Source organism: Janthinobacterium sp. GW823-FHT06H09 (assembly GCF_058794735.1).
The window spans coordinates 1-17,924 of record NZ_JBXAHC010000002.1; the positions used below are offsets into that span (position 1 = coordinate 1).

Below are 17,924 nucleotides of genomic sequence, written 5' to 3' on the forward strand. Positions count from 1 at the left end.
AAAAACCGGTGGCGCCAGCGAAAGGCGGTGTTGCGGTGCACGCCCAGCTGGCTTGCCGCCTTGCGCACGGAAGCCGACTCGAGCAGGCAGTCGGCGTAGTCGAGCCACAAGGTCTTGTGGCGCAAGCGGGCCAGCGGCGTGCCGGTGAGCGCATTGAAGGTGCGCCCGCACGGCACGCAGCGGTAGCGCTGCAGTCCATGCGCATGACCGTGCCGGTGCGCATGGCTGCTGTTGCAGGCGGGACAGTGTAACCGCTGCCGGGCCACGCTTTCGACCAGTGCCACGGCGGCGTTCTGCGATCCTGCCCCGCGCAGCAGAGCAGTGCTCGCCAAACGCTGGCGACGGCTCAGTGCGGCGAACTGGGCGATGAAGGTTTTCCATTCGGCTGGCTGCATGGATGGCTCCCGTTTGTCTGATATGTACAGTCAGACAGCAGGGATACAGGAAGATTCCTGAACTTCCCCTACTTAGCGGGAACAGAGCCTTTTTTTTATAATGCGATGCCACCGACCCGGAGAATGTTGAAAAATGACCGAACGCGACCGCCAGTACGATATCCAGATCGGCGACGACGCCTGGATCGAATTCATCGATCTTGACGGCCGCTATGACCAGGCGATCGACATCGATGCCTTGCTGGGGGAACTGTGGCAGCTGATCTGCCGGCTGGAAACGCATTGCGTGGCCGGCTGCTGCGGCATGGATGCCTACGATTTTACGCGCGCAGCCATCGATACGGTCTTGCTGGAACTGGATCGCGCGCAGCTGCATGCCGCCTGCGCGCAGGCCAGGGCCGCCGTGACGGCGGTGGCCAGCGATGTCTTGACGAGCGCCACGATGAATCACGTTGCGGATAAACGCGTGTTCTTGCAATTGCTCGAGCATCTCGACGCGTGCATCGTCGCGCAGGATCGCGCGGGAGCTTGACCTTGCCAAGGCGGGAAGGCCCAAGGTGATGGTATTGCAAGATAACCGAGGAGAATCCCGCATGCCAAAAATCACCGTCCTGCCCCATCCCGAGCTCGCTCCCGACGGCGCCGTCCTCGACGCGCCCGAGCAAATGAGCATCTGCGACGCCTTGCTGCTTCACAAGATAGACATCGAACATGCCTGCGGCCAGGTGGGCGCCTGCTCCACCTGCCACGTGGTCGTGGTGCAGGGTTTCGACTCGCTCAACGCACTGGGCGACAATGAAGAAGACATGCTCGACCAGGCCTGGGGCTTGCAGCCCCACTCGCGCCTGTCGTGCCAGGCGCGCGTGTCAAACGAAGACCTGACGGTCGAACTGCCCAGGTACACGCTCAACCACGCCAAGGAATAGTCCCTGGCCCGGTTGCGTGACTGCCCTACGGGCTTACCACATGATCACGCGCTGCTCGGGCGGCAGGTACATCGGGTCGCCCGGCTTGATGCCGAACGCCTCATAAAAGCCGGGCTGATTCTTGACCGTGCCCTTGGCGCGGAATTCGCCCGGCGAATGGGGGTCGCTCTTGATCTGGGCGATCGCCGCCTCGGGACGCAGTTTCGCGCGCCATTTCTGCGCAAAGCCGATGTACAGGCGCTGTTCGCCCGTCAAGCCGTCGATGACGGGCGAGGGCTTGCCGCCCAGCGAGCGCTGGTAAGCCTTGTAGGTGATCGACAGGCCGGAATTGTCGCCGATGTTTTCGCCCAGGGTCAGCTCGCCATTGATGTGGTAGCCCGGCACGGGGCTGTAGGCGCCGTACTGCTTGACGAGCCCTGCTGCCAGCGCCTTGAAGGCCGCGCGGTCTTGCGCCGTCCACCAGTTGCGCAGGCGGCCCTTGGCATCGTATTGGCTGCCCGAATCATCGAAGGCATGGCTGATCTCATGGCCGAAGGTGATGCCCAGCAAGCCGTAATTGACGGCGTCTTCCGCTTTCACGTTGAAAAATGGCGGCTGCAAAATGGCGGCCGGGATGGTGATGGCGTTCAGCGCCGGGCTGTAGCTGGCGTTGACGGTTTGCGGCGTCATCGACCATTCGTCGCGGTCGACCGGCTTGCCCAGCTTGGCCAGGTTTTGCTGGCGGCTCCACACGCGCGAGGCGCGCACGTTGGCAATCAGGTCGTTCGGCTGCGTCTGCATGCTGCTGTAGTCGCGCCAGGTATCCGGGTAGGCGATCTTCGGCTTCAGGGCGGCCAGCTTGAGCTGGGCTTCCTTCTTGGTTTCCGGGCCCATCCAGTCGAGCTGCTCGATGCCATCCTTGAACGAGGCGACGAAATTGTCGAACATGGCCATCACGCGGGGCCGGGTTTCCGGCGGCAGATACATGTCCACGTAGCGCTTGCCGACGGCGTCGCTGATGGCGTTATCCGTGAAGCGCAGCGCCAGTTGCCACTGCGGTTCGCTTTGCGGCACGCCGCGCAGCACCGTGCCGTCGAAGGCGAAACGCTCCTTGACGGTGGCGCTGTCCAGGTAGGAAGCATAGCTTTCGATGATGCGCCAGTTCAGGTAGCTCTTCCACGATGCCAGCGGCACGGCGGCCACGGCCTCGGAAAAACCGCTGAGGAAGCTGGGCTGGCGTACCACGGCCGAGCTTTCCTTTTTCGCCAGGCCGGCGGCGGCAAAGTAGGCGTTCCAGTCGAAGGCCGGCGCCAGCGCCGCGAACTTGTCGAAATCGACGCGGTTGTACGACTTGACGGGGTCGCGCATCTGCACGCGTGTCCACTGCACGGCCGCCAGGCGCGTTTCGATGTCGAGGATCTGCGCCGCGTGTTCGGCAGCGGCCTTGTCGCCGCTCATGGCCAGCATGGTCTCGATATGCTTGAGGTACTTGGCGCGCACGGCTTGCAGCTTGGCGTCGTCATCCTTCAGGTAGTAATCGCGGTCGGGCAAGCCCAGGCCGGACTGGCTGATGTTGACCGTGTAGCGCTCGGGGTCTTGCGCATCGGGCGCCACATAGGCGGAAAACGGCGTCTGGATGCCATTGCCTTGCAAATAAGCAAACAGCGCCGGCAAGTCCTTCTTGTCCTTGATGGCGGCGACGCGGGCCAGCTCGGCCTTCAGGGGCTTGAAGCCGGCCGCATCGCGCGCCTTGTCGTTCATGAAACTCGTGTACAGGTCGGCGATCTTGTGCGCCTCGCTGCCGGGCTTGCCCGGGTTCTTGACGGTGGCATCGATCAGGCCGCGCAGCTGGCCTTGCGCGATTTCACGCAATTCGATATACGTGCCCCAGACGGATTTGTCAGCCGGGATCTCCGTATTGCGGGTCCACACGCCGTTGACGTAGCCGTAGAAATCATCCCTGGGACTGACGGCCGGGTCCAGCGTTTTCAGGTCGATGCCGGAGACGGGCGCTTGCTGAGCATACAGCGATGGCGAGGATAAGGCGAACAAAGCGCAGCAGGCGGCGCTGATAAGCGAACGTTTCACGAAGATTCCTTTAATTGTTTTCACTTCATGTTGGAGAACATGCTGTGTCCAGGCATGCGAGGCAGGATTATAGTCGGCCAACCTTCGTGGAAACAATGTCCGTTGAACAATTCCAGTGATCAGCGGCTCAGGAGCTCAAACAGGTCTGCGCCTTGCTTGGCGCCCTCATTGCGCTGCATGTCGGCCAGCGAACCCGGCGTAGGCGCGCCATCGCCGGCCGCGTGATTGAAATAGTTAAAATCGAGCTTGATTTTGTCTTGCAGGCCGCTCGCGTAATTCTCAGGATACTGTGCCTGTTCCAGCTGCGGCAATGCATTGAAATGCGCCAGCGCCGACTTGAAGAAATTGGTCATCTTGCCGGTGGTATTGTATTCCTGCATGGCTTGCGCAACGACCTGGCTGCGCCACGCCTGCTCTTCATCATAGGCCTGCGTATAGGCGGCGCGCCGCTCGTTGACCGTAAATGTCCCGCTGTCGTCGTGCGTGATGGTGGCCAATTGCTCGCGCGACAAGCCCGCAAACGGATTGGGACCCTTGTTATCGATAAACGCGGTCGCGGCCGCGGCCGACCTGGCCGATGCAGCGTCATTCGGTTGCGGCAGCTGCTGTGCGGCGGCCGCCTTGTGTTCGGCGTCCAGCGGATACAGGATGCTGCTGATATTGTCATTGACCCATGCGCCCAGCGATCGATGATCGTGTCCCTCGATAGCGGCGCTGGTCGCCGTCGCGGCCGTCGACAAACGCCCGGCCAGGGTGGAGATCACGACCGCGTCCGCGACGGCGCCGACGCCGGCTGGCGCCTGGGTTGTCTGGGCCTTGTCCGATGCTGCCTTGCCTGATGACACCTTGTTGCCTTCCGAGGCAGACAGTGCCCCGTGTTGGATTCCCGCCGTGCTGATATTGACCATTGTCCGCCCCTGGATCAGTAAATGTTACTATATAAGTAAATATTACTATAGCACAACAAATGTCAAACCTGAGCAAGGGAATGGAGCAGATTGATGCAGGAATACAGATTCAATATTTTCGGCACGCTGATCGCCATCCGGGGCAATCCGGGAGCATGGCGCGCCTTCTACCTGGGTGCGGAAGGCAAGCGCCGCCCTGCCGATTTCATTATTCCGGACGATATTCAAGCAGATGCGCTATGCGAATACCTGGCCGACCTGTTCCATGAAGAAGCGACGCCACGCAATAACACAACGACACAGATATCTTGTATGCCCGCCAGCATCACTCGCACTGAAGGATCGCCGTGAATAGATGGATGGAATACCTGTTCAGGGAACATAGCGAAAAAAAGCTACGCAGATGGGCACAACGGCTGAAGTTTTTCCGTTTTTTCAGGGCACTTGGAGGACATGCCAATGACGGCGACTCATTGGATATCTCCTTTGTCTATAAGGAACTGGCGCAACTCGACACATTTTTGGCGGACCTGGGCGTCGACCTGGTGAAATTTGACGCACTGCCACCGCAGCCCGTGCCGGGCGTCGCTTACCAGGGCGATCTGTTCCTGCAGTTTCCATCACTAATTGATGATACATTGTGGCAACAGCCAGGTCAGTGCACCATCACGGGTATCGAGGTGTTTATCTGGTGCCACGCCGGGGTGGTGAAAATTTCTTTACATGATGGATATGCAGTGTCAGAGCAGAATGTCCGCGACGCGGCAGTCATCGAAAAGCTGCTCGCCCGGGTGGTTCTTGAGCGGATAGATCCGCCTGCCGATAGCCGTCATTACTTTTGCCCGGAATAGCATGCTGATGCAATGCGCCCCTACTTCACCGGCTCGAACGTCACCGTCAAGCCATTGCCCGTGGTCCTGATCTGCGTGGGCACGAATTGCACGCCCGCATAGCGCAATTCGTCGGGCTTGAACGTGTAGATCGGCGTTTCATGCATGAGCTGGTCGGCCACCAGGCTGGCCACCTTGGCGAACTGGCGCTGCTGCGCCTCGTCCATGCCGTCGATGCTCACCTTGTCCACGCTCGCTTCGCTCAGGTAGATGGCGTTGCGCTGCGCGTCGAGCACCAAACGGCCCGACATGGCCAGACTGCCGCGCCAGGTCTGGCGGATGAACGGCGGCATCACGCTGGCGTCCACGCTCAAGGCGACCCGTTCGCGCTCGGGCTGCAAGGAAAGCTGCGGGCGGGTCAGCTTGACGTCCAGCACGGACAGCACCCGTTTATCGATGGGAAAGCGGCGCTCCAGGCCTTGCTGCATCTTGCTGAGCGACACATTCACGTCGCGCGGGCCGATCAGGGTGGAACACGAGGCCAGCACGCTGCACGCAAAGGCGGCGATGGCGGCGGTTTTCAGCAAGGGACGGATGGTGCTCACGTTCATGGATAGTCTCGGTGGAAAGATGGCGTCATCTTACACATGCGCCTGCTTTCACGCAAAAACCGGCGCCCACCTTGCAGCGGGCGCCGGTTTTTCTCATGTTGGCCCGCTTAGCGGACGAACAGGGCGATCAGTATGACGATGGGTAATGGAATACCCAACAACAGCAAGAGGATGGAACGCATGGCAGACTCCTTGATTTATCTAATAGGTAGGGGTTCAGATGGTGACGTGGCGCAGCACGCGCTCATGGTCGCGCTGGCGGCCGCCAAACGTTGCCGCCAGGCTGGCAACGAAAGCGCCGAGCAGCAAGGCGACGAACATCCACAGTGCCGTGTGGGCGCCGGCTTTGCGGGCCGTTTCCGCCGCTTGCTGGGCGGCAGCCTTCGCATCGGCGGCAGCTTTCACGGCACGCGCATAGACGGCGTCGACGCGCGCTTCCGCTTCAGCCTGCGTCACGCCCGTGCGGCTGGCCACGACCTGGCCCAGGTAGGCGCGGTCATCGGCGGCCAGGCTGCCCGTGGACAGGCTTGTGGCGAAGATCTTGCCGATTTCCATGCGCTGGTCGGCGACGGTCGCGCCAGGATTCGCCATCGCTGGCGTGCCGGAGGCGGCTGGCGCTGGGGCCGCGCGCAGCAGCATGTCCGAGAAATAATCGAGCGGATTGGCGCCGCCGCCCTCGCCTTGCCTGGCGCTGGCGGCACCTGCAGCACCTGCGCCCGCCCCTACGGCCGGGCCAACTGCCGCCGCCACGCCGCTGCCCGCATCGATGGCGCCGCTCAGCACGGCGCGCGTGCCGCCGGCCAGCACGGCCACGGTGATCAGGGTGGCCACGGCCCAGGCCAGCAAGCCGTGCGCCGTATCGCGGAAATGCACTTCATCCGTATGAATGGCGCTCCATTTCACGCGCAGACGTCCCGCCATGTAGCCGCCGATGCCGGAGGCGGCCAGTTGCATGAAGGCCAGCCAGGCGATGGTCGACACGCCGATGGCCGTGGCGTTGAACGACCACGGCGATACGGACGACAGGCCCAGGCCCACGCCGAGAATCAGCAGGATGAAGGACAAGGCGGCCGCTGCGGCGGCGCCCGCCAGCACGGCGCCCCAGGACACGCCCGGATTGTTCAGGTCCGATACGGACAATTGTGTAGCTTGCATGAAATACTCCCTTGGTTGTTGATTTTTTATGCCGTTCAGGCGGCGACGCCCGTCAGCTGTTCCTTGCGCGCGGCCATTTCCTTGCCCAGCGCGTCGAGGTCGACGGCCGTATCGCGTACCTTGGGAAACATATCGCCCTCTTCTTCCTGGACGTGGTGCTCGATCTGCTCGGACAGGACCTTGACCTTGGCGTCGTACAGGTCGTCGGCGGGGTCCATCGCGGTAATTTGCGCGATGAGTTCCTTGGCGCTCGCGTGCTCGACGAGGGCTTCATCCATCAGGTCGCCATCGTGGATGGGACGACGCACGGCCGGGTAGAAGATTTCTTCTTCCAGCTGCGTGTGCACGGTCAATTCCTGGCAGATCTGGTCGGCCAGCTTTTTCTTGGTGGCAAATGAGCGGTCGCTCAAGCCTTCATACTGGGCAAACAGGGTTTTCACGGCCTTGTGGTCTTGCATTAATAAACTGATCGCATTCATGACGCCTCCTCGTTGTTGATGAGGCTAGGATGCGCCACGGCGGCGCCTGCGTATGTGCGACGCCTTACACAATCTTGATATTTGATACACATCAGTGCACGGACGCTATTTGATGCCGTGGTGGTTCATCAAGTCGTACAGCGTGGGCCGGCTGACGCCCAGCAGCTCGGCCGCCTTGGCGATATTGCCGTCGGCCCGCGCCAGCGCGCGCACCATGACCTTGTATTCGGCTCCGTCGCGTGCCTGGCGCAGGTTCAGCGATTCGTCCTGGGGCGCCGCCTGGGCGCCGGCGGGCAAACCCAGGTCGTCGGCGGCGATCTGCGGCCCGTCGCTCATGATAACGGCCCGCTTGATGCAGTTTTCCACTTCGCGCACGTTGCCGGGCCAGCCATAGCTTTCGATCAGCTGCAGCGCGCCGGCGCTGAAATGCAGGTTGCCGCGGCCTTCGCTGGCGCAGAATTTGTTCTTGAAATGATGGGCCAGCAAGGCCGCATCGCCAGCCCGCTCGCGCAGCGGCGGAATGCGCAGCACGATTTCGCTAAGGCGGTAAAACAGGTCTTCGCGGAAACGGCCCTGTTCCGCCAGCACCTTTACATCCTGGTGCGTGGCGCAGACGATGCGCACGTCGACGGCGATCTCGGCCCGTCCGCCCACCCGTTCGATGATTCGCTCCTGCAGGAAACGCAACAGTTTCGCCTGCAGCGCCATCGGCATGTCGCCGATTTCATCGAGAAAGAAAGTGCCGCCGTGGGCCAGCTCGATCTTGCCCAGCGTTTGCCGCGCCGCGCCCGTAAACGCCCCCCGCTCATAGCCGAACAGCTCGCTTTCCAGCAGGTTTTCCGGGATGGCCGCGCAATTGATGGCGACAAAACGCTGGGCATGGCGGCTCGACAGCGCGTGCAAGCCCCGCGCGATCAGTTCCTTGCCGCTGCCCGAGTCGCCCAGCAGCATCACGCTGGCCGACGAGGGCGCCACTTTTTCCACGCTGCGGCACAGTTTGAGCATGCCGGGATCGCGGCTGACGATGCCCGCCAGGGGCGAGTCGGCCTGCGTCTGCAGCATGCGGCGGTTTTCCTGCTGCATTGCGTGCAGGTAGAACGCGCGGGCGATGACGAGGCCCAGCATGTCGGCCTCGAACGGTTTCTGGTGGAAATCGTAGGCGCCCAGCGCGATGGCTTTCAAGGCATGCGCGCGCTCCTGGTTGCCCGACAAAATGATGACTTTCGTATCCGGCGCCAGCGCGAGGATTTGCTGCAGCGTAGCCAGGCCTTCCGTGGCGCCGTCCGGGTCGGGCGGCAAGCCCAGGTCCATCGTCACGACGGCCGGCTGGTGGCGCCGCACCAGCGCCAGCGCCGCCTCGCGCTCGCCCGCCAGCAAGACCTCATAACCGTCGAAACTCCAGTGCAGCTGCTTTTGCAGGCCGGGATCGTCTTCGATGACTAGCAACTTTTGCTTGGCCATGCGTATCAGCTCCTGTCAGTGAATAGGGCAACGGAAGTCTGGGGTCAGCGCCGGCGGCTCTGCCCCCAAAGGCGCATGCAGCGGCAGGATCACGCGAAACGTCGTGCCCACCTGCGGTTCGCTGCGCACTTCCAGGCTGCCGCCCACTTCGCGCAGGTATTCGCGGCTTTCGAACACGCCGATGCCCATGCCCGCCGTCTTGGTCGTGTCGAACGGCTTGAACAAGCGTTCGCGGATGAACTGTTCGCTCATGCCCTGCCCCGTATCGTCAAGCTCGACGACTGCCGTATGCTCTTCGCGCCGCAGCCGCACGTCCACCTTGCCATCGCTGGCCGTGGCCTCGATGGCATTCTGGATCAAGTGGCCCAGCACCCGTTCCAGCCGCGCGCGGTTGGCCAGCACCGTCAGTTCGCCATCGACGATTTCCAGCCGGGGCGCCGGCGCCAGGCTCGCCTTGGCGGCCACGGCCTGGCGCAGCAAACCGTCGAGCAGCAGCGGCGCGGGCGCTTCCGGCGCCTCGCCGCGCGCCAGCTTCTGCAGCAGGGTCTTCATTTTCTGCACGGAATGGTCCAAGGTGCCCAGCATGTCTTCCTGGAAAGCGGGATTGGCACGGTGCTTTTCCGCATTGCTCAGTAACAGGGACAGCTGGAACACGAGGTTCTTGAGGTCGTGCACGATGAAAGTCGACATGCGGTTGAACGACTCGAACTGGCGCGCCACCGTCAGCGTATCGAGCGATTCGCGGTGCGCCAGATAGCTGGCGGCCTGGCTGCCGGCAATTTTCAGCACGTCGAGGATTTCCCAGTTCAAGCCGATGTGCGTGCGGGGCCGCGCCAGCGCGACAAAGGCGAACAGCTGGCCATGCAGCATCAGGGGCACCAGCAGCCACACGTCGGGCAGCGCCAGCAGTGCGGGCGGCAACAGCAAGCCGCCGTACTGGCGCGGGTTGTGCTCGCAGTCGGGCACGTCGATCACCCATTGCCGCGCCTCCAGAAACTGACACAGGCTGCCGGACGCCGGCTCGCTCCACGTGCTCGGCGGCCAGTTCCAGCTGGCGGCCGGGGCAAACAGGCCAGGTTCGCGCAGTATCCACAGCGCGCCGGCGCGGCTTTCCACCAGTTTCGCCATGGCCTGTATCGTGCGTTCGCCCAGGGCCGGCCCGTCTTCCGACAAGGCCCGCGTAAACCGCAGCCATTCCTCGCGGTAGTCGAAGATGGCATTGTAAAAATGTTTATTGATAGTCACTTTGAGCTTGGCGCGCAGGCTGCCCGAAAACAGTACGCCCGCCAGCAGCAGGGCCGCGCCGCCCAGGTAAGCCATCTGCATCAAGGAACCCCAGGTGCCGCCGAAATAGCGCAAATAATAGGCGCTGGCCGCCATGGCCAGCAGGTAAATGGCCGAGCCCAGCAAGGCGGCCGAGCGGTACAGCATCTGGCGCGAGACGGACAAGCCCAGCGCCCAGCCCGGATTGCGCGCCGCCGAGACGGCCAGCAGCGGCGCGCACAGGGCGTCGACGATGCCGCGCGCGGCCCAGATGTCATCGTTGACCGCGCGAAACAGCAAGGCGTCGCTGTACAGATAGAAATCGTAGGCAAACAGCCCGCCCACGCCCAGGCACGCAAACTTGATGCCCCAGCGTTTCAAGGGCGGCGTGTTGCGGTACCACTGTTCCACCAGCAACATGCCCAGCACGGCCAGCAGCAAACGACAGACACTGGCGATGATGCGCGCCGGCAAAGGCAGCGCCAGCCAGGAGGAAGCCATGGAGAGCAGCCAGGGCGCCAGCGCCGTGAGAACGATGCCGGCCAGCACGAGGCGCAGGCGGGACCGCGACGGCTCGATCAGCAGCAGCAAAAACACCAGCCAGGCCAGGGTGCGCAGCAATTCGAGCGCGTCGCCGGCCAGCGCGATGCGTTGCCCCAGCAGCACCAGCACCACCGTGCCCGTGGCCCAGACTCCCGTCGCCAGGCACGCGACCAGCAAGGCGCGCACGTTCTGCCGCGCGCGCCAATTGCTGATGAGCAGCAGCGCCAGCACGAAAAAAGCCAGCGATGCCAGACCATGGCTGAGCGCCGCCGCATCGGCCGCCGCCAGCCAGTCCGACTGCGCCCGCATCATCGGCTGCCCTTGCCAAACAGTACTACCTGCACCGTGTCGAGCAGGATCAGCAAGTCGAGGAACAGGCTATTGTTTTTCACATAATACAGATCGTATTGCAGCTTCTTGACGGCATCGTCGACGGAAGCGCCATACTGGTAGCGCACCTGCGCCAGACCCGTGATGCCCGGCTTGATGTTGTGACGAATGTTGTAGTACGGCACCTGCTCCTTCAATTGCTCGACAAAATACGCGCGCTCGGGACGGGGACCCACGAAACTCATTTCGCCGCGAAACACATTGAGCATCTGCGGCAGTTCGTCGATGCGCAGCTTACGGATCAGATTGCCCACGCGCGTGATGCGCGCGTCGTTGGTCAGCGCCCAGATGGGCCTGCCGTCGCGCTCGGCATCGCAGCGCATGCTGCGAAATTTCAGTACCTTGAAAGGCTGGCCATCGCGCCCCACCCGCTCTTGCTGGTAAAACACGGGGCCGCTGTCTTCCAGGCGGATGCACAGGGCCGTCACCAGCATCACGGGAAGCGTGGCCAGGCAGATAACCGCGCTGGCCGCCAGATCGAACAGCCGTTTCGACGCGGCGCGGAAAAAACTCTGGTCGAAACCGCCGCCATAGATCAGATAGCTCGGTTGCAAGGAATCGATGCGGATCTGGCATGCTTCGCGCTCGAAAAACGTGGCCGCGTCGATAACCTTGACGCCGCCCAGCGCGCATTCCAGCAATTGCTTGGCAGGAAACGCGCCATTGCGCCGGTCGCTGACGGACACGACGATTTCATGCGCGGCATGGCGCTGCGCCGTGGCCAGCAGCGACGGTCCGGCCGGCAGCAAGGCCGAGGCCGGCACGCAGCATTGCTCGCCCGCCACATCGATGCAGCCGACCACCGTAAATTGATGGAAGCCAATCTTGCTGGCCGCCAAGTCCATGCATTCGCGCGCCAGCGCCCCGCCGCCCACCAGGATCAGCCGGCCTTCCATCAGCGCCGATTGCGAGGATTTGAATACCACCAGGCGCGCCAGCAGCACGCCAATGGCGCCCAGGCCGAAGATCATCGCACTGCCGCGCCCGAATTGCAGCGCCGGAATGAAGCGTATCAGGACGCTGAGCACGGCAAAACCCAGCGCGAACGAAGGCAGGATGCGCAATAAGGTGTTGCGGATGTCTTCGCGCGAGCGGTGCTGGTACATGCCCAGCGCACTCATGCTCAGGACGATGACCAGCGCAAAGATGGCGGACGACAGGTAAATATCGCCCACGCGCAGCACGCGGCTGCCGTCCGCCAGCCACAGCAAGGACGTCAGGGTGGCCGACAGCAGCAGGAGCAGGATTTCCAGCAACAGCAAGATAAACGCTGTTTTCGAGACATAATGGCTGAAGATGCGGATCATGGTTCCCCCTGCGGCAAAAAGCACCAGGCGGCGCGCAAGGCGGGCCGCTGCTGGTCTTGCCATGATGGCGAACTGTTCCAAGAAGACATTGATGCGCCACAAGCTACGGCCCCAGCGATCTTTCACTGGCAGAATTTATCTCAATACATTACCGAATGAGGGGAAATGGCATATAGTATGCTTCCCCTAAAAGAAGATAAATGTCATGAAATTTGATGTAGCGATTGTCGGCAGTGGCCTGGCGGGTTTATCGGTTGCACTGCATTTAGCTGAGACGCGCACCGTCGCGATCATTTCCAAACGCGCGCTGCTCGATGGCGCCAGCAACTGGGCGCAGGGCGGGATCGCGGCCGTGCTGGACTCCGGCGACAGCCACCAGCAGCACATCGAAGACACCCTGATCGCCGGCGGCGGCTTGTGCGACGAGAGCGCCACGCGCTACATCGTCGAGCACGGCCGCGAAGCGATCGAATGGCTGATCGAGCAAGGCGTGCCATTCACGCGCGACGCCTCGGCCGAGCTGGGTTTCCACCTGACCCGCGAAGGCGGCCACAGCCAGCGCCGCATCATCCACGCGGCCGACGCCACGGGCCACGCCGTGCAAGTGACGCTGGAAGAAAAGGTGCGCGCCCACCCGAACATCAGCCTGTTCGAACACCATTGCGCGATCGACCTGATCACCTCCGACAAGCTGGGCATGAAACCGACCCAGCGCAATGCGCAACCGCATTGCCACGGCCTGTACGTGCAGGATGAGCAAACGGGCAAGGTGCACACGTTTGCCGCCGAGCACACCGTGCTGGCCACGGGCGGCGCCGGCAAGGTGTATTTATATACCACCAATCCGGACACGGCCAGCGGCGACGGCATCGCCATGGCCTGGCGCGCCGGCTGCCGCGTCTCGAACATGGAATTCATCCAGTTCCACCCGACCTGTTTGTACCACCCATATGCGAAGTCGTTCCTGATCACCGAAGCCATCCGCGGCGAAGGCGGCTTGCTGAAACTGCCGCCTGAAGCGGGCGCGGCTGCCGGCCAGCGCTTCATGCTGGCCCACGACGAGCGGGCCGAACTGGCGCCGCGCGACGTGGTGGCGCGCGCCATCGACTTCGAGATCAAGAAGCGGGGCCTCGACTACGTGCACCTCGATATCAGCCACAAACCGGCCGAATTCCTCATCGAACACTTCCCCACCATTTACGCGCGCTGCCTGGAACTGGGCATCGACATCACCAAGCAGCCGATTCCCATCGTGCCCGCCGCCCACTACACGTGCGGCGGAGTCGTGACGGACCTGTCCGGCCGTGCCGACTTGCCGGGCCTGTATGCGGTCGGCGAGACGGCGTGCACGGGCTTGCATGGCGCGAACCGCCTGGCGAGTAATTCCTTGCTGGAATGCATCGTCATCGGCCGCGCCTGCGCGCAGGATATCGAAAGCAAGGAAAAGCTGGGCACGCCCTACCTGCCCGACTGGGATGAAAGCCGCGTCACGGATGCGGATGAAGAGGTGGTGATTTCCCACAACTGGGACGAGCTGCGCCGCTTCATGTGGAATTACGTGGGCATCGTGCGCACGACCAAGCGTTTGGAGCGGGCCCAGCACCGCATTGCGCTCTTGAAGGAAGAAATCGACGAGTACTACCGCAACTTCCGCATCACGCACGATTTATTGGAACTGCGCAACCTCGTCGACGTGGCCTCGATGATCGTCAACAGCGCCCTGTCCCGCCGCGAAAGCCGCGGCCTGCACTTCAGCCGCGATTATCCGGAAACCTTGCCGAAGGCCATCGCCAGCGTGCTGACGCCGCCGCACCGCTAAGCCACCAGGCCCTTCCATCATGGAACCCATGCAAGGTCCGGGGTCGTACCCTGAGGGTACGACCCCAGTCTGTGTCTTGGGGGAGCGCCATTTGCCAGAGGCGGCCCCGCTGCAGGCATCGCGCAATCACCAAAACTGAATGCAAATGTTGAATAAGAGACTTTTTGATGCCATTGCATCCGCGGTGGACCTGGATGACCCCGCAGAACAATCTTCAGCGCAGCGATTCATGATTGAGGCTATTGACAGAGTGACTGCCCAATTGCCAGCGGTTGCCAGGTCAGCGGCAGCGGTGGCGAATCGATACATGACCGGTGCGGCGACGGCTGAGGAAGTCATCGCTGAGCGTGTACGCCTCTGGCGAGCAATTGAAGGACGAGACCAATCGGACGAGCCGGACGTTTTGAAAATAAGAACGGCCATCTGCGTCTTGCATCCTATGGATAGTGGCGCTACTGCCGAAACATTGGAGTACTTTTTTGAATTTTGGCGGCAAGCAGGCTTGGCGCAAGCTGAGCTTGAGGCCGCTGCTCGGAACAGGTATGGAATTTGAGGTGGCTTCAAGTGGCCAGAAGCAGTCGTTCATCTCATGGGACGACAATGTCGCTAGTTGGATGGTGGTGGCGCTATTCATTTCGCGCAACATTGCGGCCTGGCTCCACGCTGTGCCTACCAGTAGCGCCCTTGTGGCAGTGAACTGATCCATGGGTGTTATTGTTATCGGTCTTCTTGACCCCAAACATCCGCCCTCGGCCGAAAACCTGTCCTGGGCCAGTATCGATGATGCACTATGGCGTGTGTTTGGCGCCATTTTCGATGAGGTCTTGAGTTCCAACCATGAAATATTGTCCAGCATAACAAGCGGAGAATTCATCACCCAGGAGGTGTATTCCTTTCAATTGCTAGGCGCCGAAGACTTTCTGATCGCCATCACCAGCCTGCGGGAATTCTTTGCTGATTTTACGCAGGAAGAAACTCCGCGTGATATCGCAGCCTGGGTTTGGAGAGCAGATATTGAACCGTTGCTGATCCCAGATTACCGCTATGCCCGTTTGATCGCAGGCCGATAAAAGACCTGACCGGCCCGCCGCCTAGTCTATGTGTATGCCATCTTCCGTATACGAAAATTTGGCCGACTCGCCCATACACTCCCCCTGCGGCTCGTCCGCCACATAGCGGCATTCGCTTTCCAGGCTGCCATCTTCGTTCCAATGCCGCGTCCAGCCCTGGCGCTCGCCATCCACGTACTCGATCAGCTGGCGCGGCTTGCCATCGGCATACCAGGAACGCAATGCGCCCTCCTCGCGGCCGCCCTCGTTCCACTGTTTCTGCACGAGCAACACGCCTTGGGGGCTGAAGCGCTGTTCGCTGCGCAGCACGTAATGGCCGCTGTGCGTGCGCTTGCTGGCGACCTTGCCGTCCGGATAATATTCGACGCTGTCGCCGGCGGGCTTGCCGTCCACATAGCTTGCCGTGCTGCGTACCTTGCCATCCGGGAAATAGCCGGTGCTGGGACCCGTCATGATGCCACTCACATACTGGCTGCGGCTTTCCACGGTGCCGTCGGGATAGAACAGCAGCAGCTCGCCGTCCGTCTCGCCCTTGACCCGCGTCATGCGCGTGCGAAGCTTGCCGTTTTCATCGAACGTTTCCACCACACCATCGGCGCGGGCGCCGTTGCGGTAGGTGCGCGACTCGATCAGCTTGCCACTCTGGTGATAAGTCTGCTCTTCGCCTTCCTGCACGCCATTGCGCCAGCTGCCGCGCAGGGAAACCTGGCCGTCCGGGTAATAGCGGGTCTGCATGCCCTCTTGCACGCCGCGTCCGTCCTGCTCCACCTGCATTTCCAGCTGACCATGCGGGTAATACATGCTGTAATTGCCCACCAGCTTGCCGCGCAGGTAATCGGGGCCGTCGACTTGGCCCGACAGCCGCGTCGGCTCGCCTTCGCGCACGTGATAGATCTCGACTTGCCAGGTGCCCGGCGTCTTGCCGGGCGGCAGCGGAACGACGAGCGCATAGCGCGCATGTTCCTTCACTTCGCCGCGCGACAGATGGTGATTCAAATACAGGCGCGCCTTGCCGTCCGCACACGCTTGCGGCTCGCAGCCGCCCAGTTTGCTAACTTCGGGCATGGCCGCCGCTGCGCCCGGCGCCGGACACGACAGGATGCGCATCAGCAAGGGCGTCGCGTCACGTATCAGCGGCGCCAGCTGCTGCTTCATGGCCGCGTATTGCGCCGCATCCAGCCCGACCGAGCGGGCATCCATGCGCACCTGGCGCCCGCCGCAACCGCTGTCGCTGGCCAGGGTCAGCACGTCGCCGCCGGGTGCCGCCGCGATGGCGCTGACGACCTGCCGCTGCTCGATCTCGGCGCTGGCCAGCGCCGGCCACAGCAGCATGGCGCCAAGCACGTGCTTCACAATGCGCGCCATGCCTGCTCCTTGCGTTCGATTTCCGGTGATGGCAGTGCCTCTTCGCAATCGCCCTGCGCCTTGCCGGCCACATACTGGCATTCGCTGTGCAAGCTGCCGTCCTGGCGCCAGCGGCGGCTCCAGCCGTCGCGCCGGTCGTTCGCATACTCGATCGATTGCTCGGGCTTGCCGCTTTCGTACCACGAACGCGATGTGCCCTGCTCGCGCAATTGCTTGTCCCAGCGTCGTTCCAGCACCAGCACGCCCTGCGGACTGTAGCGCTGCAGGCTCAGCAGCCCGCCCTTGTCGCCGTACCGCTGGCGGCTTTGCACCTTGCCGTCGGGATAGAACTCCAGCGCTTCCCCGACCGGCAAATCGTCGACCTGCGTCATCCTGGCGTGCACGGCGCCATCGGGGTAGTAATGCGTCGTCACGCCATTGGACTTGCCGTCCTTCATTTCTGAACGGCTGGAGATTTTTCCATCCGGGAAATACGTGAGCATCTCGCCTTCCATCTTGCCGCCACGCAAAGTGTAGCTGGTGCCGGGCTTGCCATTTTCATCGAAGGTTTGCACGGGCCCGTCCAGGCGCTGGCCGTCGCGGTAGCGGCTCGTCTCGCTCAGCTTGCCCGTCGCGTGATAGCGCTGGTGCTCGCCCTCGGGCATGCCATGGCGCCAGTTGCCGCGCAGCTCCAGCGTGCCATCGGGATAGTACTTGCTGCCGATGCCGTGTTGCCGGCCTTGCCCATCCTGCGCCACCTGTTTCTCGATCTTGCCATTCGGGTAATACGTGACATAGCCGCCCACCAGCTCGCCGGAGGCATAGTCGGCGCGGTTGACCTGGCCGGACAGGCGCAGCTTGTGGTCGGCGACGCTATAAATATCGACCTTCCACGTCCCTGGCAGCTTGCCTTTCGGCAAGGGCAACAGCAGCACGTTGGGCGCTTTTTCCTGCTCGATGGGGTAGAAACCTTCGTGCAGGTACAGCCGCGCCCGGCCATCGGCACAGGCGGCTGGCGTGCAGGCGGCGATCTGGCGCACGATGGGCACGCTTGCATCCTCGGGGCATTTTTTCAGGGTGACGAGCATGGGCGTCTTGCTGCGGATGTGCCGGGCCAGATCGGCTTTCAGCGCGTCGTACGGCGCCTCGTCCAGATTGACCGAGCGGGCATCCATGCGGATCTGCTTGCCGCCGCAGGCCGTCGTGCCGGCAATCGTGAACACGTCGCCGCCTTCGCTGTCGGGTTCGACGGCCATGCTTGTCAGCAGTTGACGCTGCACGATGTCCGCCTGCGCCAGACCCGGGGTCAGCAGGCAAGCGCCAAGCAGCGCACATAAGGTCTTGATTTTCATGCTA

The 17,924-nt window shown here is 62.4% G+C and carries 18 protein-coding genes; 7 read left to right on the forward strand and 11 right to left on the reverse strand.

The genetic code is table 11. The features are described 5' to 3' along the window. The coding region (locus AC1Q6X_RS02580) for a transposase (protein WP_492494895.1) at nt 1-395 on the reverse strand (395 nt) is incomplete at its 3' end. A 133-nt stretch (nt 396-528) separates the two neighbouring features. Between AC1Q6X_RS02580 and AC1Q6X_RS02585 the strand changes: the two genes are divergently transcribed. Further along, on the forward strand, nt 529-927 hold the full coding sequence (locus AC1Q6X_RS02585) for a DUF6331 family protein (protein ID WP_492494897.1): 399 nt from the start codon (nt 529-531) through the stop codon (nt 925-927). Between the two features lie 61 nt (nt 928-988). Beyond that, nucleotides 989-1,321 (forward strand): ISC system 2Fe-2S type ferredoxin, encoded by a 333-nt coding sequence (gene fdx, locus AC1Q6X_RS02590; protein WP_070218706.1) that lies wholly within the window; start codon nt 989-991, stop codon nt 1,319-1,321. Nucleotides 1,322-1,354: 33 nt separating this feature from the next. On the opposite strand, the gene AC1Q6X_RS02595 is transcribed toward fdx, so the two are convergent. Next, the gene (locus AC1Q6X_RS02595; RefSeq protein ID WP_492494900.1) at nt 1,355-3,388 is read right to left on the reverse strand and encodes a M13 family metallopeptidase; all 2,034 of its coding nucleotides are present in this window, start codon (nt 3,386-3,388) and stop codon (nt 1,355-1,357) included. A gap of 119 nt (nt 3,389-3,507) precedes the next feature. Further along, nucleotides 3,508-4,233: a hypothetical protein gene (locus AC1Q6X_RS02600; RefSeq protein ID WP_492494902.1), complete on the reverse strand. Its 726-nt coding sequence runs from the start codon at nt 4,231-4,233 to the stop codon at nt 3,508-3,510. Nucleotides 4,234-4,389: 156 nt separating this feature from the next. Here AC1Q6X_RS02600 and AC1Q6X_RS02605 point away from each other — a divergent pair, with 156 nt between their 5' ends. Beyond that, the gene (locus AC1Q6X_RS02605; RefSeq protein ID WP_099408367.1) at nt 4,390-4,647 is read left to right on the forward strand and encodes a DUF7661 family protein; all 258 of its coding nucleotides are present in this window, start codon (nt 4,390-4,392) and stop codon (nt 4,645-4,647) included. 8 nt (nt 4,648-4,655) lie between these two features. Further along, entirely contained in the window at nt 4,656-5,147 is a 492-nt protein-coding gene (locus AC1Q6X_RS02610; RefSeq protein WP_230503416.1) for a hypothetical protein, read from the forward strand. Nucleotides 5,148-5,167: 20 nt separating this feature from the next. Here AC1Q6X_RS02610 and AC1Q6X_RS02615 read toward each other — a convergent pair whose 3' ends face one another. The 6 genes from AC1Q6X_RS02615 to AC1Q6X_RS02640 all read right to left on the reverse strand — a co-directional run bounded on the left by AC1Q6X_RS02615 (nt 5,168) and on the right by AC1Q6X_RS02640 (nt 12,335). Then, the gene (locus tag AC1Q6X_RS02615) at nt 5,168-5,737 is read right to left on the reverse strand and encodes a DUF1439 domain-containing protein (protein ID WP_070218703.1); all 570 of its coding nucleotides are present in this window, start codon (nt 5,735-5,737) and stop codon (nt 5,168-5,170) included. 216 nt (nt 5,738-5,953) lie between these two features. Beyond that, the gene (locus AC1Q6X_RS02620) at nt 5,954-6,892 is read right to left on the reverse strand and encodes a hypothetical protein (protein ID WP_230503419.1); all 939 of its coding nucleotides are present in this window, start codon (nt 6,890-6,892) and stop codon (nt 5,954-5,956) included. A 35-nt stretch (nt 6,893-6,927) separates the two neighbouring features. Continuing rightward, on the reverse strand, nt 6,928-7,371 hold the full coding sequence (locus AC1Q6X_RS02625; protein WP_492494905.1) for a hemerythrin domain-containing protein: 444 nt from the start codon (nt 7,369-7,371) through the stop codon (nt 6,928-6,930). Nucleotides 7,372-7,476: 105 nt separating this feature from the next. Then, nucleotides 7,477-8,832: a PEP-CTERM-box response regulator transcription factor gene (prsR, locus tag AC1Q6X_RS02630; protein WP_121669356.1), complete on the reverse strand. Its 1,356-nt coding sequence runs from the start codon at nt 8,830-8,832 to the stop codon at nt 7,477-7,479. Between the two features lie 15 nt (nt 8,833-8,847). After that, nucleotides 8,848-10,950, reverse strand: coding sequence for an XrtA/PEP-CTERM system histidine kinase PrsK (gene prsK / locus AC1Q6X_RS02635; protein ID WP_492494907.1), 2,103 nt, complete (start codon nt 10,948-10,950; stop codon nt 8,848-8,850). Then, the gene (locus AC1Q6X_RS02640; RefSeq protein ID WP_492494909.1) at nt 10,947-12,335 is read right to left on the reverse strand and encodes a TIGR03013 family XrtA/PEP-CTERM system glycosyltransferase; all 1,389 of its coding nucleotides are present in this window, start codon (nt 12,333-12,335) and stop codon (nt 10,947-10,949) included. Before AC1Q6X_RS02640 ends, prsK begins: the two co-directional genes overlap by 4 nt. A gap of 205 nt (nt 12,336-12,540) precedes the next feature. Between AC1Q6X_RS02640 and nadB the strand changes: the two genes are divergently transcribed. From nadB to AC1Q6X_RS02655, 3 genes are all read left to right on the forward strand, one after another. Continuing rightward, the gene (nadB, locus tag AC1Q6X_RS02645) at nt 12,541-14,154 is read left to right on the forward strand and encodes an L-aspartate oxidase (RefSeq protein WP_070218697.1); all 1,614 of its coding nucleotides are present in this window, start codon (nt 12,541-12,543) and stop codon (nt 14,152-14,154) included. Nucleotides 14,155-14,293: 139 nt separating this feature from the next. Continuing rightward, the gene (locus tag AC1Q6X_RS02650) at nt 14,294-14,707 is read left to right on the forward strand and encodes a hypothetical protein (RefSeq protein ID WP_492494911.1); all 414 of its coding nucleotides are present in this window, start codon (nt 14,294-14,296) and stop codon (nt 14,705-14,707) included. Nucleotides 14,708-14,858: 151 nt separating this feature from the next. Then, the gene (locus tag AC1Q6X_RS02655) at nt 14,859-15,224 is read left to right on the forward strand and encodes a hypothetical protein (protein WP_070218695.1); all 366 of its coding nucleotides are present in this window, start codon (nt 14,859-14,861) and stop codon (nt 15,222-15,224) included. A gap of 21 nt (nt 15,225-15,245) precedes the next feature. Here the strand turns inward: AC1Q6X_RS02655 and AC1Q6X_RS02660 are convergent, their stop codons facing one another. Continuing rightward, a complete protein-coding gene (locus tag AC1Q6X_RS02660) occupies nt 15,246-16,589 on the reverse strand; it encodes a toxin-antitoxin system YwqK family antitoxin (RefSeq protein WP_492494913.1) in 1,344 nt (447 codons plus the stop codon). Continuing rightward, a complete protein-coding gene (locus AC1Q6X_RS02665) occupies nt 16,574-17,920 on the reverse strand; it encodes a toxin-antitoxin system YwqK family antitoxin (RefSeq protein WP_492494915.1) in 1,347 nt (448 codons plus the stop codon). The genes AC1Q6X_RS02660 and AC1Q6X_RS02665 overlap by 16 nt, the downstream gene beginning before the upstream one ends. Between the last annotated feature and the right edge of the window lie 4 nt (nt 17,921-17,924).